Origin of the sequence: Paenibacillus sp. FSL H7-0350 (assembly GCF_038593195.1) — a bacterium.
GTDB lineage: Bacteria > Bacillota > Bacilli > Paenibacillales > Paenibacillaceae > Paenibacillus_AQ.
Map to the genome: position 1 here is coordinate 1,901,510 of NZ_CP151972.1, position 15,845 is coordinate 1,917,354.

Consider the following 15,845-nt stretch of genomic DNA (forward strand, 5'->3'; position numbering starts at 1 on the left):
TATAGAATAACGCGTATGTGAAGCAGTACCTACATTTTGGGAATAAAAGAGAGCACAAGCTTCAGGAACTGCTCACGCACACGCTCAGCGGTCTCCATCACCTCTGCATGATTCAGCGGCTGCGGCAGAATACCGGCCGCCATGTTGGTGATACAGGAAATGCCCAGTACTTCAATTCCGGCATGACGGGCAACGATGGTCTCAGATACAGTCGACATGCCTACAGCATCTGCTCCTTGGCGGCGCAGCATGACGATCTCAGCAGGGGTCTCATAGTTCGGTCCGAGCAGACCCGCGTATACGCCTTCCTTGAACTCGAAGTTCAGGGCTGCGGCAGCTTCCTTGGCAGCTGCAATCAGACGCGGGCTGTATGCCGAAGACATATCCGGGAACCGTACGCCCAGCGCATTGTCATTCGGTCCGCTCAGCGGATTGCGTCCGGTCAGGTTCAGGTGGTCCGTGATCAGCATGAGATCGCCCGGTGTGTATTCGGTGTTGACGCCACCGGCCGCGTTGGTGACCAGCAGGCTGGTTACGCCCAGCTCCTTCATCACCCGTACCGGGAAGGCTGTAACCTCAGGGCCGTAGCCTTCATACATGTGGAAGCGGCCCTTCATCATGACCACGCGGCGGCCTTCGATCATGCCGATCAGCAGCTCGCCTTCATGTCCTTCTACTGTAGACACCGGGAAATGAGGAATCTCATGATAAGGAATAACCACTTCATCTGTGATCAGATCCGCCAGAACGCCGAGGCCGGAGCCCAGGATCAGCCCGATTTCGGGGGCGACGGTGCATTTATCTTTGATGTATACAGCTGCTTCTTGAATTTTGCTTGAGGTTATGGTGGTCATGGTTTGGTTTCCTCCAGAATTAGATTAGTTGAGCTAGGAAGCTTGTCCCATACTGCGGAGCCTTCGCTCCGAAGTTATCGGCGATTGTGGCGGCTACATCCGAGAAGGTCTGGCGGATGCCGAGGCTGCCGGGAGTCTTGAATCTCGGGCTGTAGACCAAGAGCGGCACATACTCGCGCGTGTGGTCCGTTCCGGCGTGAACCGGGTCATTACCATGGTCTGCGGAGATGATCAGCAGATCATCCTCACCAAGAGTACTGAGCAGCTCAGGCAGCGCCTGATCGAATACCTCCAGCGCACGGCCGTAGCCTTCCGGATCACGGCGGTGGCCGTAGAGGGAATCGAAGTCCACCAGATTGGTGAACAGGAAGCCGTTAAACGGCTTGCGCAGCTCGTCGATGGTAATCTGGATGCCATGTTCATTGCTTTTGGTCGGATAGGTTGCGGTTACCCCTTCGCCGGTAAAAATATCATTGATCTTGCCGACAGCAATCACATCCTTGCCGATATCCTCCAGCGCGTTCATCACCGTTGGCTCCGGCGGCTTCACCGCATAATCATGACGGTTAGGTGTACGCACGAAATTTCCCGGCTCGCCGACATAAGGGCGGGCAATCACGCGGCCTACGGAGAACTCGGGAGCCATCGTCAGCTCACGGGCGATCCGGCAGGCGCTGTATAGCTCCTCCAGAGGGATAATATCTTCATGCGCCGCAAGCTGGAACACGCTGTCCGCCGAGGTATAGACAATCCACGCCCCCGTCTTCATCTGCTCCTCGCCGTATTCCACGAGAATCTCGGTGCCGGAAGCCGGCTTGTTGCCGATGACCTTGCGTCCGGTAGCCGCTTCGAACTTCTCAATCAGCTCCGCCGGGAAGCCGTCGAAGTAGGTGTTAAAAGGAACCTCGATCTTCAGCCCCATCAGCTCCCAGTGGCCGGTCATCGTGTCCTTGCCTACAGATACCTCCTGCATTTTACCGTAGTAGCCTGTAGGGGCCGTTACCGGTTCAAGTGGTGGCAGCGGCGCAATATTCGCCAACCCGAGCTGCTGCAGATTCGGAAGCTTAAGACCCGGAACCCGTTCCAGAATATGTCCGAGCGTATGGGAGCCTGTATCTCCGAAATTAGCAGCATCCGGCGCTTCACCGATACCTACACTGTCCAGAACAATAAATCCGATGCGTTTAAATGAGGACATTGCCGTCTTCACTCCTTTTATAGTTTGCATAATTCTGCCCTGTGCTCTAAGCATGAAGAAACTCCGGGAGAACCTCTCCCGGGAGCGATTTCTTCAGTATGATTCCATCATAACTTTCTTACTCACAAAAAGCATCTTTTCGGCCCAATCCAAGTCCGCCTGCCCGTTATTCCTAAGGTCCCTCATCCCTGTACAGCCGGCTATTTCGCCCGGGGATGATGATTCTCGTAGACCTCCTTCATATTCTTGCGGGCAATTCCGCTGTAAATCTGAGTGGTCGAACTATCGGAATGGCCCAGCATCTGCTGCACAGAGCGCAGGTCCGCTCCGCCCTCCAGCAGATGGGCAGCGAAGGAGTGGCGCAGGGTATGCGGCGTGATGTCCTGGTCAATCTGAGCTTCACGCGCGTATTTTTTGACGATTTTCCAAAAGCCCTGACGGGTCAGCCGTCCCCCCAGACTGTTCAAGAACAGCGCAGGCTCCTCCCGGCTTGCACGCAGCAGCTTGTCCCGCATCCCAGAGGCATAACGGGCAACGCAGTCCGCAGCAATCACGCCGATCGGGACCACACGCTCCTTGCCGGAGGCGCCGCTGCAGCGCGCAAACCGCAGGCCGGTGTTCACATCCTCCACATTCAGCGAGATCAGCTCCGTCACACGGATACCCGTCGCATAGAGCAGCTCCAGCATAGCCTTATCGCGCATCCCCTGGGGAGCAGCTTCATCCGGAGCCGCCAGCAGGCGCTCTATCTCCTCAATACTAAGAATGATCGGCGGTTTGTGAATCGGCTTGATGGCTTCCATATCCAGCGTAGGATCTTGGACAATCAGCCGTTCCTTCAGCAAAAAATGAAAATAGGCACGCAGCGATACCGTATTCCGGTTCACCGTGGCTGCTGCCTTCCCTGCCCCGCGCAGGGCACCCAGATAAAGCATAATATGTGTTCTTCTAATCTCTTCTGCCGCGTCCAGGCCGCGCTCTTCCGCAAACTCCAGAAACTGCGATATATCCCGTCCATAGGATTCCAGCGTACTAGGAGACAATCCTTTGTCCCCGGACAAATACTGCATAAACGGCTGTAAGTATGACTTCATCAATTCACGCTCCTGTCAGACTCAGGCTGCTTCATGCGGCTTCGCAGCGGATGGGGTCCAGCAGCCGGAACAGCGTTGTTCCATGACATGCTATAGATTGATTCGACATACTTCTCCCTTAATCCTGCAATCCGTCCCGTTACTCCCCGTACCAGTAAAAAAGGCGCAGTCGATCTCCCGCACTTAGCCCCTGTTCACCGTACTCTACATCTTGAAACGCCCGGACGGCGGTGCCTTCAGGAATCTCAACATTACGGGCCGGACTGATCCATGCGCTGACCCAGCTCAAAACATAATACAGCACACAGCTTACCGCCACAAGCATCGTCATGAAATACAGCCGGCGCACCGTGCGGGGCAGAGAAATAATCATCCAGGCAGCCTCCTCAAAATGATATCAGCGTCTGCATCAGCATCCTGCACATGCTCTCCTTCTGCTGCGCTTGGGTAAGTGCAGCAGAAGGAGAGCGGACAAAAGGAGCGTGAGCAGAACTCGTCCTTCACTTTATGCGCCGGAGGCTCATGTTATGTATGTTAAGTAATATTGGGCTCCCTGGCCGCTCTCACTGAGACGGCTCTGCCGAAATCAGGTGTACTTGTGCTCTTCATTTGCCCGTTCAGCCTACTTTGGCTGGAATCAGGAGCACTTATGCTCTTCATTTGCTCATTTAGCCGTCTTTGGCTGGAATCAGGTGCACTTGTGCTCTTCATTTGCCCGTTTAGCCGACTTTGGCAGGATTCAGGGGCACTTGTGCTCTTCATTTGCCCGTTTAGCCGACTTTGGCAGGATTCAGGGGCACTTGTGCTCTTCATTGCTCACCTTCAACTGCCCGTCCAGCACACTTTTGATGAATTTAGTGGGATTTATCCCTTTCTTTTTTTCGTCCTGCCCACTTTCAGCCAATTCAAAGGGATTTATCCCTTTCATCTCCTCATCCAGCACACTTTCAGCCAATTCAAAGGGATTTATCCCCTTCATTTCCTCACCCAGCCCACTTTCAGCCGATTCAAAGGGATTTATCCCTTTCATCCCCCCGCCGTAGCCCGCCTTCAGCGGCTCTCCACGCAATCAAAAAGCTCCCCTCCAGCCATTCAGCCGGGGGAGAGCTTGCGCGGTCCTTCTTCATCTGAAGATGAACTTAGGAAATTCGCTATGAAGCATTCTTAAGTCCACATTCTATATACGCTTATTCGGGAGTATTGTCCTCTGCAGGATTCTTATCCTTGCAGCGGTGGCATATTCCGTGAAAATCAAGTCTATGATCAACCACCGTGAAGTTGTATTCCTGCTCCAGCCGCTCTTCCAGCGGTCCCAGCCAATCCTCACGAATCTCATCCATCGTTCCGCACTGCACACAAATCAAATGATGGTGATGATGCTTCGCCGTATCCGTACGCAGATCATAGCGGGCCACACCGTCTCCGAAATTGATCTTCTCCACGACATGAAGCTCGCTAAGCAGTTCCAGGGTACGATACACGGTGGCAAGACCGATCTCAGGCGCCTTTTCTTTCACAAGCATGAATACATCTTCCGCACTTAAATGATCATCCTCGTTCTCCAGGAGAACTCTTAAGGTCGCTTCCCGTTGAGGTGTAAGCTTGTATCCTTGGGATTGTAGTTGTTGCTTAATCTTGTCTATTCGGGCTTCCATTGTCTGCCTCCCCCTTGGAAAATTACCACACCGGGCTTCAAGCCACTTCTTCCATTATAGGGGGATTTCCTTTGAGAAGTCAAACGGTTTTAGCATCTGGAGGGAGCTGACCCGCACATTCACAAATACTCCATATTAGTGAAATCTTCCATTCTCTCTCCGCAGCACCGGCGCCGATTCCCTGCCCCTGTCTGCTTCTCACTTTCACCCGGCTGACACCAGCAGCGGCGTCACCCAGCGCATCATCACCGGAGTCACGTAAGCCTCGAAGCCCGAGATTCCCATCACCAGCAGCGCCATCCCAAGGGAGAGCAGCGTATACATCATGAACGGATGGGTAATCTGCGTGCGGCGCTGCTGTCCCAGCACACGGCTGCGGATCATCAGCAGGGAGAATCCGAGCGCGGCCGCACTGCACACCAGCAGCACTGGAATCAGCACCAGATTATGCGGAGCGACGGAGACCAGGGCGAACAGCATGCCGTGCCAGGAATATTGGCTGACCAGCGTGCCGACGGTGAAGCCGATCAGCACGCCTTTGAGGAAATCCAGAATCAGAATGCCCGGGAGGCCGATTACGGACAAGCCGAGTACCCAGATCAGGCCGACCCACTTCAGATGAAAAGCGGCGATGCTCCAGTATGAATCCTGCGCGTCAGGCAATCCCTGCTGATCGACTGTCACGAAGAAATTGCTTAAGTAATCGCCCAGCTCCTGCTGCTGATCCAGCGTAAGCGCAGTGACGATAAGCGCTCCGAATACCACTCCGACCAGAAATAATACCGCGACAAAAATATAAAGAGGCGTCTGTTCCTTCACCATCAGCTTTAAACTGCGCACCCTGACATTCCCCTTTCCGGTCACATGTTACACCATATGAGGGAATGTCCTAATCTATGACTTGTCCTTAGCTCTTGACCACCTTGCCGTAGGTCCCGCCGCCTCCCGAGGAGAGGACGAGCTGCCCGCTGCGGGCCAGCACGATCAGCCCCGCCAGCTCTGCTCCCGCTACAGCGGCAAGCTCGGCTTCCGCAGCCCGGTGCAGAATGTTCATCTCTGTGCCAAAAGCCTCCAGCAGCAGGTTCAGCTTACGCTTGCCCAGACCGGGAATGAACTCCAGCGGCACCTGGTAATGGTACGGAGGCCGGTAATCCGGAACCTGCGGCAGCGAACGGTCGGCAATGTGCAGAATCCGGTCCAGCACACCCTGGACCAGCTTCGGACTACCGCAATACGGGCAGCGCTCCGAGGTGCTGTAGGCTTCATCGATGATGCTGCCACAACCGCCGCAGTAGGTCCGGTGATATTTACCCAGCCGGGGATTCAGCCCGAAGTTGGCGCTGACCCTGCGTCCTTCCGAGCGCTGGAGCGCCAGCTTCAGCTCTCGGAAGGAGGGCTCCCGCATCTCGATGACATTATACTCGCGGCCGATTTTGCCGAGGGAATGGGCATCGGAATTGGTCAGGAAGCTGTAACGGTCAAGCTCGGAGATATACCCTGCCATCTCTGAATCCGCACTAAGGCCAAGCTCCACTGCTGCGATGCGGTCCAGATCGAATAACTCAGCCATCCGCTCGGCCGCACAGCCATAGAGCCCCTTGTGGGGCGTGAAAATATGGGCCGGGATCAGCAGCCCGCCCCGCCCGGTAATCTCGTCCTGAAGCACCCTGGAAGGGGCGTACAGACGCTGGGAGCTGAGATTCACATTACGCATATGGGCGCTCATCCAGGTGCTGAAATCCTCCATCGTCCCGAGGTCCGGCATGAAAGCCAGGACATGGCACTCCCGCCGCCCGGGCTCGCGGATCTCAATCTCGGTTCCCAGCAGGATCGTCGTCCCCCGGTAAGCAATTCCGCCGCCTGCGGCTATCGTCATCTCACCGGAATCCAGCGAAGTATGAATATCCCGCAGCACACCCGGAGAGTGGCTGTCGATAATGCCAATCAGACCAATCCCCTTGCGCTCCGCTGCCTCCCTGGCAATCCCGGCAAAGGTCAGATCACGGCTGCCGCTGATTTTGACCGCCTGGCCCTCCGAAGTCCGTCCGATATGCACATGCAGATCACAGTAGACACTGCTGAGCTCCGCCGCTAGTGCCATTGGCCTGTCAGCGTATACAGATGCCAGGCATAGACCGCCATCATCGTCTTGGCATCGGCAATACGTCCGTCCGCAATGTACTGGTAGGCTTCCTCCAGCGTCAGCTCGGAGACCTCCAGGAACTCATCCTCATCCAGCGCCATCTCGCCCGGCTGGGCATCCTCGGTCACATAGAGGTGAATGATCTCGTCGGCGAAGCCGGGAGAGGTATAGAACGACTTCAGCAGCTTCAGCCCCCCGCTATGAAAGCCGGTCTCCTCCTGAAGCTCACGGCCCGCAGCCGCCAGCGGATCTTCGCCCGGGTCCAGCTTCCCTGCCGGAATCTCCACCTCGGTACGGTGCATCGGCTGACGGTACTGCTCCACGACCAGCATTTTACCTTGATTCAAAGCGAGCACAGCTACAGCTCCAGGGTGCTTCACAACCTCACGGGTTGCGGTGTTGCCGTCAGGCAGTCTCACAGTATCCACCTGAAGCGAAATAATGTGGCCTGCAAAAATCGGCTTCGTCGACAATGTTTCTTCATCCAATGCGGGGTTGCGGTTTATTTCATCTTTTTTCATAGATTTGTGGTCTCCTTTGGCATCGTTATGCATAGGGTGTATTATAGCAAACTTATGAAGAAAGAAGGAATGCAGGCATGAATGACATCCTTGTCCAAGCAAGCTCATCCGCAGTAACAATGGTAGGTAAACCGGAACAGATTATGGCCGTAATGGCCGGGTGGATGAAGCAATACGGGCGCGATATGCCCCTCTCTTACATCCTGCTGCTCCAGGCAGATTCGCGGATCAAAGCTTCCAAGGCTGGATAATGCCGCTTCGTTCTTCCGGTCAGCGTCTATGATATTCCAGGGTATAAGAAGGAGCTGTCTCCCGGATCATCCCGGAAGCAGCTCCTTTATTGTTATTCATAAGCGGCAGCAGACCGCCTAAGTGGAAACGGCTTTGCCGTCCTTTTAAAGGACGCTACCGTTTCAGCGAGAAATAGAAGGATAAGTTATCGTGTGCAACATTTAACTTCTTATATTTTTAGCAAAAGCCTTGCCCTGGCCGGGTCCCTGCACAGCCTCTTATCGGCTTAGCCCTTCTGGCTCTCGGCCACAATGGCTACAACCAGACTGGCCACCTTGACGATGTCTGCGGCCTTGATCCGCTCCTTCGTGGTATGGATATCCTCGTAGCCAACTGCCAGGTTCACAACCGGAACGTTCAGGCCGTTGAACACATTGGCATCACTGCCGCCGCCGGAAGCGAACAGGCGGGGTGTCAGGCCCTGCGCAGTGACCGCACGGGCCGCCAGTTGAACGACCGGATCACCCGCACCAAAGCTGAACGCCGGATAGATAGTCTCGCTGCGGAATTCACTCTGCGCCCCGTGTTCGCGGGCTGTTGTCTCCAGTGCCTCCCGCATGGAGGCCACCTGAAGGTCAACCTTCTCCTGCACAATACTGCGGGCCTCCGCATCCAGCTGCACATGGTCGCAGACCACATTCGTCGGCCCGCCGCCGGCGAACTTGCCGATATTCGCTGTCGTTTCGTTGTCGATCCGTCCCAGCTTCATGGCCGAAATAGCTTTGCTCGCTACCTGGATGGCGCTGATGCCGTCCTCCGGGTTTACGCCTGCATGGGCGGATTTCCCGAAGATCTGCATCGAGATCCGGGCCACGCCTGGTGCGGCGGTAGCAATAGCTCCCACTTCTCCGTTGGAATCCAGCGCGAAGCCCATGTCAGCATCCAGAGATGCCGGGTCCATGGCACGTGCGCCCATCAGCCCCGACTCTTCGCCTGCCGTAATGACGAACTGAATCTGGCCGTGCGGCAGCTTCTGCTCCTGAATCACCCGGATCGCTTCGAACAGGGCAGCCAGTCCTGCTTTGTTATCCGCCCCAAGAATCGTGCTGCCATCGCTTCGAATCCAGCCGTCTTCCCCAAGGGTTGGCTTGATCTTCTGGCCGGGCACTACAGTATCCATATGACAGGTGAACAGCAGCTTCGGCGCGCTCACTCCGCTGTCCGCAGGCCAGGTCACGAACAGATTGCCGGCTCCGTGTCCCGTTCTCTCCTGCGAATCGTCTTCCAGCGCAGTCAGCCCCAGGCTGCTGAACTTCTCCTTAAGCACATCGGCAATCTGCCGTTCATTCCGGGTCTCACTGTCAATCTGGACAAGCTCCATGAACTCATGGATCAATCGGTCTTCTGATATCATATGGACTTCCCTCTCTTTCTCAGATACGTTACAATGGTGGTACTGCGTTCAATTGTGGGCTCATGCTCATAACTTAAACTAATCTCAAAGGAGTCACTCATGCAACGACAAAAATGGTTTCGCATAATTATCTACATCATGCTGTTCGCTATGATCGCCTCTACGGTGCTGTTCGTCATCGAGCCGTTTTTGGCCGGTTAATCACGCTTAGCACTTAAGTAACTGCGTCCGGGTTCCCCGGGCGCTGTTTGGTTATACGGAAACTGCTCCAGGAAATAAGGCACCAGCTCTTCAGCAACCGTCCCGATGTCAAAAGCGCGCCCCGTGCATTCCTCAAGCGAGGTCACTCCGTATTCCGCAATACCGCAAGGGATAATGCCCGTGAAGCCGCTTTGCCCGATCCCGGCCGATACGTTGAAGGCGAAGCCATGACTGGTGACAAAACCCCGGCGGAATTTACACTTGTTGAACTTGACGCCGATAGCACAGATTTTCTCATCACCGACCCACACCCCGGTATACCCCTGCTTGCGGGTTCCCGTAATTCCATAGGCCTCCAGGTACGCAATAATCACTGACTCCAGCCTGCGCAGATAGCCGTGCAGATCAACCTTGCCGTTCTCGCCCAGCTTCAAAAGCGGGTAACCGACCAGCTGGCCGGGCCCGTGATATGTAATATCTCCCCCGCGGTCAATCTCAAACAGCGCAATGCCCTGCTGCCTGAGTTGTTCCCCGCTGAGGAGCAGATGCTCCGGATGATTCTGCGAACCGATGGTGTACGTGGGCGGATGCTGCAGCAGAATCAGCTGCTCGGAAGCAGAGCCCGCATCAATCGCATGCACCGCTTCCTTTTGCAGCTCCCAGGCCGCCCCGTACTCCATCACTGGAAGAATGGTAACTGTAAGTTTCCTTAGGTTCAGGTTCTCCATGATCGTAAGTTCCCCTTTGCTTCTCATTCTCCCTGTCCCAGGGGTCCGCAGCCGTCTTACTTAGTAGAGCTTCGTTTCCGGGGTGTAGCCTTCCACATTATCCTTCACGCGCTGCAGGAACCGTCCGCTGATGACTCCGTCCAGAATCCGGTGATCCAGCGACAGACAGATATTCGCCATCGAACGCACGGCAATCATATCATTGATGACGACAGGTCTTTTGACAATGGATTCAAAGGTCAGGATCGCCGCCTGCGGATAGTTGATAATCGGATAAGACAGAATCGAGCCAAACGAGCCGGTGTTGTTCACCGTGAACGTGCCGCCCTGCGTATCGTCCAAGCGCAGTTTGCGTTCCCGTGTCTTCAAAGCCAATTCGTCGATCTCGCGGGCCAGCCCAGCGACATTCTTTTGATCGGCTTTTTTGATGACCGGCGTCATGACGGAATCCTCTGTGCCTACGGCCAGCGAGATGTTGATGTCGCGTTTGACGATGATTTTGTCAACGGCCCAGACGGAGTTCATGATCGGGTAATCCTTGATCGCACTGACCACAGCCTTCATCAGAAAAGCGAGATAGGTCAGGTTAATGCCCTCTTTGCGCTTGAACTCATCCTTCAGCTTGTTGCGCAGCACCACCAGATTGGTCACATCGACCTCGATCATTGTCCAGGCGTGCGGGATCTCCGAGACACTCTGGCGCATTCTGGTAGCGATCGTATTACGGATCGGTGTAACGTCGATCAGATATTCCGAGCTGCTGCCCCGTCCGCCTTCGATCTCAATCGTCGGAATCTTCGGCGATTCGCTAAGGTGCAGGCCGGAGTTACGGACCGGCTGAAGTGCGTCCGGCACAGGCTGGAGCACAGGCTGCTGCGCTGCGGGTACAGCGGCAGCAGGGGCCGTGTCAGGCACCGGCGCTGCGGCTGGGGCTACAGCGGGTGCCGGCGGCTGAACGGCTGCGGCGCCGCTCGTAAGGAAAGTGAGCACATCCTTGCGTGTGATACGTCCGCCCAGGCCGGTGCCAGGCACGGCCGCCAGGTTGATGCCGTGCTCGGCGGCCAGCGACTGCACAGCCGGAGAGTAACGGGAGCGCATTGGCGCTGCGGCGTCATAAGCCGCAGCGGGCACAGGCGGCCGCGCGGCGGCGTGAGCCGCCTGCGGGGCGGTGCCGGATGCCGCAGCCGGGGCAGCGGCAGGGGCTGGGGCGTCACCGGAAGCTGCCGGTGACGGGGCCGCAGCAGCTGGCGCGGCGGAGCCAGCCACAGCGATGCGGGCGATGATCTCGCCGACGCTGACCGTCTGGCCCTCTTCGGCCAGCAGCTCGACCAGCGTGCCGTCTACCGTTGCAGGCAGCTCCGCGTTCACTTTATCCGTGATCAGCTCGCAGATCGGCTCATATTGCTCTATTGAATCGCCCGGCTGCTTCAGCCATTTCCCGATGGTCGCCGATACCAGCGATTCAGCCAGCTGCGGCATAATTACATCCGTCAGCGTTGTATTGTCAGACATAATGTCACTCCTTAATGTTTGGTAAGCACAGGCATCCTGAAGAACTTGGTACACAATTGTCTTCGGAAGCATGCGCTTAGTTTTGAAAGCGTCGACTTCTTGAATTTGCTTCGTACACAACTGTCTTCGGAAGCATAGACTCAAAGTGTTCTAAACGAAATTTACCATTTTCTTCGCTCAGGTGGCGATTCAGCCACGAAATCCTGCACTTAATACAATATTCGCCCAGACAAATCTGCCCAAAATCAAAAATGTTGCTCAAAATGCAGCAATTCTCTTCATTCAGGCGGCTGAGCGGACATAATGCTGCATTTCCTGCAACAACCTGTCCTTAACCTCTGTTTACCTAGTACCCACAAGCTGCACTTTCTGCAACATTATCGCCCTAAGTCGGCACAGGCAGCTTCACTTACTTATCCCGCCGGTTTCTCTTATATATTAATACTGCGCCAGACGCAGCATTTCAGCCTTAACCTTGTCCTTGCTAAGCAGGAAGAATTTCTCCATCGGCGGCGAGATCGGCATCGCCGGTACATCGGGTCCGCACAGGCGGAAGATTGGCGCATCGAGGTCAAACAGACAATGCTCGGCGATGATCGCCGCGACTTCAGCGCCGATGCCTCCGGTCTTGTTATCCTCATGGACAATCAGCACCTTGCCGGTCTGCCGGACAGCGGCAATAATCGCCTCGCGGTCCAGCGGCTGGAGGGTACGCAGATCCAGGATATGTGCGGTGACGCCATGCTCCTTCTCCAGCTCCTCCGCTGCCTGCATCGCAAAATGCAGCGGCAAGCTATACCCGATCACCGTAATATCACTGCCTTCACGCAGCAGATTCGCTTCACCAATCGGCACCGTGTAGTCGCCTTCCGGCACATCGCCCTTGATCAGCTTGTAGCATTTCTTGTTCTCGAAGAACAGCACCGGATCAGGATCACGGACAGCGGCCTTGAGCAGGCCCTTGGCATCTGCTGCCGAATAAGGCGCCACAATCTTAAGCCCCGGCGTGCCGAAGAAGATCGACTCCGGACACTGCGAGTGGTACAACCCGCCGAAGATGCCGCCGCCGATCGGCGCACGGATGACGACCGGACAGTTCCAGTCGTTGTTGGAACGGTAGCGGATTTTGGCTGCTTCGCTGATAATCTGGTTCGTTGCGGGCAGCATGAAATCAGAGTACTGCATCTCGGCAATCGGCTTCATGCCGTACATCGCAGCACCGATAGCCACCCCTGCAATGGCAGATTCCGCAAGCGGCGTGTCCAGCACCCGTTCTGCGCCGAACTGCTCCTGCAAGCCTTTGGTTGTTGTGAAGACGCCGCCCTTCACGCCGACATCCTCACCCAGCACGAACACCGACTCGTCACGTTCCATCTCTTCCTTCATCGCCAGCCGGATTGCATCGATATATTCCATCATCGCCATGGCTTAAGCGCCCCCCTTCAGGCCGGATTCATCGTAGACATGCAGCAGCGTATCTTCCGGTTTCGGGAACGGCGCATTCTCCGCGTAGGTTATAGCTTCTTTCAGTTCAAGATTATATTCGGCAGCCAGATCATGCTCCTGCTCGTCACTCCATAGACCGAGTCCGGTCAGATAGGTGCGGAACGCGGCGATGCCGTCTTTTTTCCAGTTCTCATCGACTTCCTCCTGGGTCCGGTAGGCCAGATCGTTATCCGAGGTGGAATGCGGCGACAGGCGGTACATCATCGCTTCAATCAAGGTCGGGCCTTCACCGGCAAGCGCACGGTCCCGGGCCTCCTTGACCACGCGGTAGACCTCCAGCGGATCATTGCCGTCCACCCGGATGCCTGGGAAGCCGTAGCCAAGCGCACGGTCGCTGACCTTGCCGCCAAGCTGCTTATGGGCCGGAATCGAGATCGCATACTGATTGTTCTGGCAAAAAATAATCATAGGCAGCTTATTTACACCGGCAAAGTTACACGCTTCATGGAAATCCCCCTGATTGCTGGAGCCTTCCCCGAAGGTGACGAAGGAGACGAACTTCTTCTTCTGCATCTTCGCCGCCAGCGCGAAGCCTGCTGCATGCGGAACCTGGGTCGTGACCGGGCTAGAGCCCGTTACAATCCGCAGGCGCTTACTGCCGAAGTGGCCCGGCATCTGCCGGCCGCCGCTGTTCGGATCTTCCGCCTTGGCGAAGACGGACAGCATCAGCTCGCGCGTGGTCATTCCAACAGAGAGGACAAACGCATAGTCCCGGTAGTAGGGCAGGAAATAGTCATTCTCCCGGTCCAGTGCAAATGCCGCCGCGACCTGTGCCGCCTCCTGCCCGATACCGGATACATGGAAATTGATCTTGCCCGCGCGCTGCAACAGCAGACTGCGCTCATCATATTTCCGTCCGAGCTGCATGAATCTGTACATATCGATAACCTGGCCGTCTGTGAGTCCAAGCTGCTTATGTCTGTTAACCGTGTCTACAGTACCTTGGGATTCCATATAAGAGGTACCTCCTTGAAAGTATTGCCGGCGCCAGCTTCCAGCCCCCGCTATCTCTAAGCGGTTCAGGATGCGTCCGCCAGGCAGATTGACCTTAATATTGTTATATGTGCCCTGATCCTATCACCAGGTACTAAATTCATTATATCCGTTTTCCCGGCAAAAAGAAAAGCCAAAATCCCTCCGCCATGCAGAAGCTCTGGAAACGAACAAATATAGCCGGTATGGAGCGATATTAGCGCAGTACGCGCCTTCCGCTCCCTCCGGCCTTCTTGTTAAGCTCTCTATCGCACGCTAGAATCCGATTGCTCTTCCATCCACCGCCAGCATGGCCTCGCCCAGTACCTCCGATAGTGTCGGATGGGCATGTACAGCCTCCCCGACCTCCCAAGGTGTGGCATCCAAGATCTGTGCCAGCGCCGCTTCGCCGATCAGGTCGGTCACATGCGGGCCGATCATCTGCACGCCGAGGATATCCCCGTTCTTCGCGTCAGCCACTACCTTCACGAAGCCATCCTTCATTCCGTAGACAATGGCTTTGCCGATGGCCGAGAACGGGAACTTCCCGGTCACCGTCTCGCGGCCGAGCTGCTTCGCTTCCTTCTCCGTGTAGCCGACACTAGCCACTTCCGGCCGTGTATAGACACAGCGCGGAACCAGATGGGCTTCATACGGATGGAGCGCTTCACCGGCCAGATGATTGACGGCACGGATGCCCTCATGGCTGGCAGCATGAGCCAGCTGCAGTCCGCCGATACAATCGCCAATCGCATAGATATGCGGTTCACCCGTCTGCATATTGGCATTTACCGCAATGACACCTGTATCGAAGCGGATATCTGTATTTTCAAGTCCGAGATTCTCAATATTCGCGACGCGCCCCACAGATACGAGCAGTTTGTCAGCCGACAGACTCTGGCTCTGCTCTCCCTTGCGGGCTTCAATCGTAATCCCTGTCTCTGACACCGTGCAGGTCTCTGCATCTACCGTTGTTCCAGTGAGCACCCGGACTCCTCGTTTCTTCAGCAGGCGCAGCAGCTCCCGTGCCACCTCTTCATCCTCCTGCGGCAAAAGCTGTCCGGCTGTCTCTACAACAGTCACCTGCACTCCGAAATCAGCCAGCATGGACGCCCACTCCACTCCGATTACCCCGCCGCCCACAATTATTATTGAGGCCGGCAGCTCCTCAAGCGTCAGCGCTTCTTCACTGCTCAGAATCACCTTGCCGTCAGGCACCAGGCCCGGCAGAATGCGCGGGCGCGAGCCGGTAGCGATGATGAGATTCGTAGAGACCACGGTCTCCATCTCACCATTCTCCAGCTCAACAGCCACTGCGCCGCTTCGCGGGGAGAAGATCGAAGGACCAATGATCCGGCCTTTGCCCTTCAGCACCTGAATCTTGTGCTTGCGCATCAGATACTGCACCCCTTGATGAAGCTGCTCCACTACCGCTTCCTTGCGCTGCTGCACTTTGGGGAACACCAGCTTGGTGCCCGTAGTCTCTATACCGTAGCTTTCGCTCTCGTTGATTTCAGCCAATACCTCTGCACTGCGCAGCAGTGATTTGCTGGGAATACAGCCGCGGTGCAGGCAGGTTCCGCCCAGCTTGTCCATTTCAATAACGACAACAGATTTGCCCAGCTGCGCAGCGCGAATCGCTGCCACATAACCGCCGGTGCCTCCGCCAAGTATCGCTACATCACAGGTCATTGTCATGATATGTATCCTCCAGTCATTCCTCTTGAATTCAGTTCAATCTCTTATATTGTACTCTCTTTCGGGAGTAATACAAAACATACAAACGTCATGTATTCATGGACTTTTGCAGGCTAAA

The 15,845-nt window shown here is 55.7% G+C and carries 17 protein-coding genes; 2 read left to right on the top strand and 15 right to left on the bottom strand.

All coding sequences use genetic code 11. The features are described 5' to 3' along the window. Positions 1–29: 29 nt before the first annotated feature. The 9 genes from NYE24_RS08925 to NYE24_RS08965 form a co-directional block, all read right to left on the bottom strand. Positions 30–854, bottom strand: coding sequence for a purine-nucleoside phosphorylase (locus NYE24_RS08925; RefSeq protein WP_342478498.1), 825 nt, complete (start codon positions 852–854; stop codon positions 30–32). 19 nt (positions 855–873) lie between these two features. Continuing rightward, positions 874–2,052 (bottom strand): phosphopentomutase, encoded by a 1,179-nt coding sequence (gene deoB / locus NYE24_RS08930; RefSeq protein ID WP_036698293.1) that lies wholly within the window; start codon positions 2,050–2,052, stop codon positions 874–876. Positions 2,053–2,252: 200 nt separating this feature from the next. Then, positions 2,253–3,146 (bottom strand): site-specific tyrosine recombinase XerD, encoded by an 894-nt coding sequence (gene xerD / locus NYE24_RS08935; RefSeq protein ID WP_036698301.1) that lies wholly within the window; start codon positions 3,144–3,146, stop codon positions 2,253–2,255. 139 nt (positions 3,147–3,285) lie between these two features. After that, complete coding sequence (locus NYE24_RS08940; RefSeq protein ID WP_341025950.1) at positions 3,286–3,519, bottom strand: DUF4227 family protein; 234 nt, start codon at positions 3,517–3,519, stop codon at positions 3,286–3,288. Positions 3,520–3,936: 417 nt separating this feature from the next. After that, positions 3,937–4,215, bottom strand: coding sequence for a hypothetical protein (locus tag NYE24_RS08945; protein WP_036698306.1), 279 nt, complete (start codon positions 4,213–4,215; stop codon positions 3,937–3,939). Positions 4,216–4,333: 118 nt separating this feature from the next. Next, on the bottom strand, positions 4,334–4,801 hold the full coding sequence (locus NYE24_RS08950; RefSeq protein WP_036698309.1) for a Fur family transcriptional regulator: 468 nt from the start codon (positions 4,799–4,801) through the stop codon (positions 4,334–4,336). A 204-nt stretch (positions 4,802–5,005) separates the two neighbouring features. Beyond that, positions 5,006–5,641, bottom strand: a complete 636-nt coding sequence (spoIIM, locus tag NYE24_RS08955; RefSeq protein WP_036698310.1) for a stage II sporulation protein M — start codon at positions 5,639–5,641, stop codon at positions 5,006–5,008. 67 nt (positions 5,642–5,708) lie between these two features. Beyond that, entirely contained in the window at positions 5,709–6,902 is a 1,194-nt protein-coding gene (locus tag NYE24_RS08960; protein WP_342478499.1) for an endonuclease Q family protein, read from the bottom strand. After that, positions 6,893–7,465, bottom strand: a complete 573-nt coding sequence (locus NYE24_RS08965) for an NUDIX hydrolase (RefSeq protein ID WP_051493868.1) — start codon at positions 7,463–7,465, stop codon at positions 6,893–6,895. Before NYE24_RS08965 ends, NYE24_RS08960 begins: the two co-directional genes overlap by 10 nt. 77 nt (positions 7,466–7,542) lie before the next feature. Between NYE24_RS08965 and NYE24_RS08970 the strand changes: the two genes are divergently transcribed. Beyond that, positions 7,543–7,716 carry a hypothetical protein gene (locus NYE24_RS08970; protein ID WP_156949694.1) on the top strand — a complete coding sequence of 58 codons (174 nt, stop codon included), beginning with the start codon at positions 7,543–7,545 and terminating at the stop codon, positions 7,714–7,716. Between the two features lie 266 nt (positions 7,717–7,982). Here NYE24_RS08970 and NYE24_RS08975 read toward each other — a convergent pair whose 3' ends face one another. Then, entirely contained in the window at positions 7,983–9,110 is a 1,128-nt protein-coding gene (locus tag NYE24_RS08975) for a M20/M25/M40 family metallo-hydrolase (protein ID WP_342478500.1), read from the bottom strand. A gap of 99 nt (positions 9,111–9,209) precedes the next feature. On the opposite strand from NYE24_RS08975, the gene prli42 reads away from it, so the two are divergent. Beyond that, positions 9,210–9,311 carry a stressosome-associated protein Prli42 gene (prli42, locus tag NYE24_RS08980; protein ID WP_143803916.1) on the top strand — a complete coding sequence of 34 codons (102 nt, stop codon included), beginning with the start codon at positions 9,210–9,212 and terminating at the stop codon, positions 9,309–9,311. Here prli42 and lipB read toward each other — a convergent pair. The 5 genes from lipB to lpdA form a co-directional block, all read right to left on the bottom strand. After that, positions 9,308–10,039, bottom strand: a complete 732-nt coding sequence (gene lipB / locus NYE24_RS08985; protein ID WP_143804209.1) for a lipoyl(octanoyl) transferase LipB — start codon at positions 10,037–10,039, stop codon at positions 9,308–9,310. The two genes, prli42 and lipB, sit on opposite strands and share 4 nt — an antisense overlap. A 60-nt stretch (positions 10,040–10,099) precedes the next feature. Then, a complete protein-coding gene (locus NYE24_RS08990; protein ID WP_036698317.1) occupies positions 10,100–11,551 on the bottom strand; it encodes a dihydrolipoamide acetyltransferase family protein in 1,452 nt (483 codons plus the stop codon). Positions 11,552–11,989: 438 nt separating this feature from the next. Then, on the bottom strand, positions 11,990–12,976 hold the full coding sequence (locus NYE24_RS08995) for an alpha-ketoacid dehydrogenase subunit beta (protein WP_036698320.1): 987 nt from the start codon (positions 12,974–12,976) through the stop codon (positions 11,990–11,992). Between the two features lie 3 nt (positions 12,977–12,979). After that, positions 12,980–14,011: a thiamine pyrophosphate-dependent dehydrogenase E1 component subunit alpha gene (locus tag NYE24_RS09000; protein WP_036698323.1), complete on the bottom strand. Its 1,032-nt coding sequence runs from the start codon at positions 14,009–14,011 to the stop codon at positions 12,980–12,982. A gap of 294 nt (positions 14,012–14,305) precedes the next feature. After that, on the bottom strand, positions 14,306–15,727 hold the full coding sequence (gene lpdA / locus NYE24_RS09005) for a dihydrolipoyl dehydrogenase (protein WP_036698327.1): 1,422 nt from the start codon (positions 15,725–15,727) through the stop codon (positions 14,306–14,308). Between the last annotated feature and the right edge of the window lie 118 nt (positions 15,728–15,845).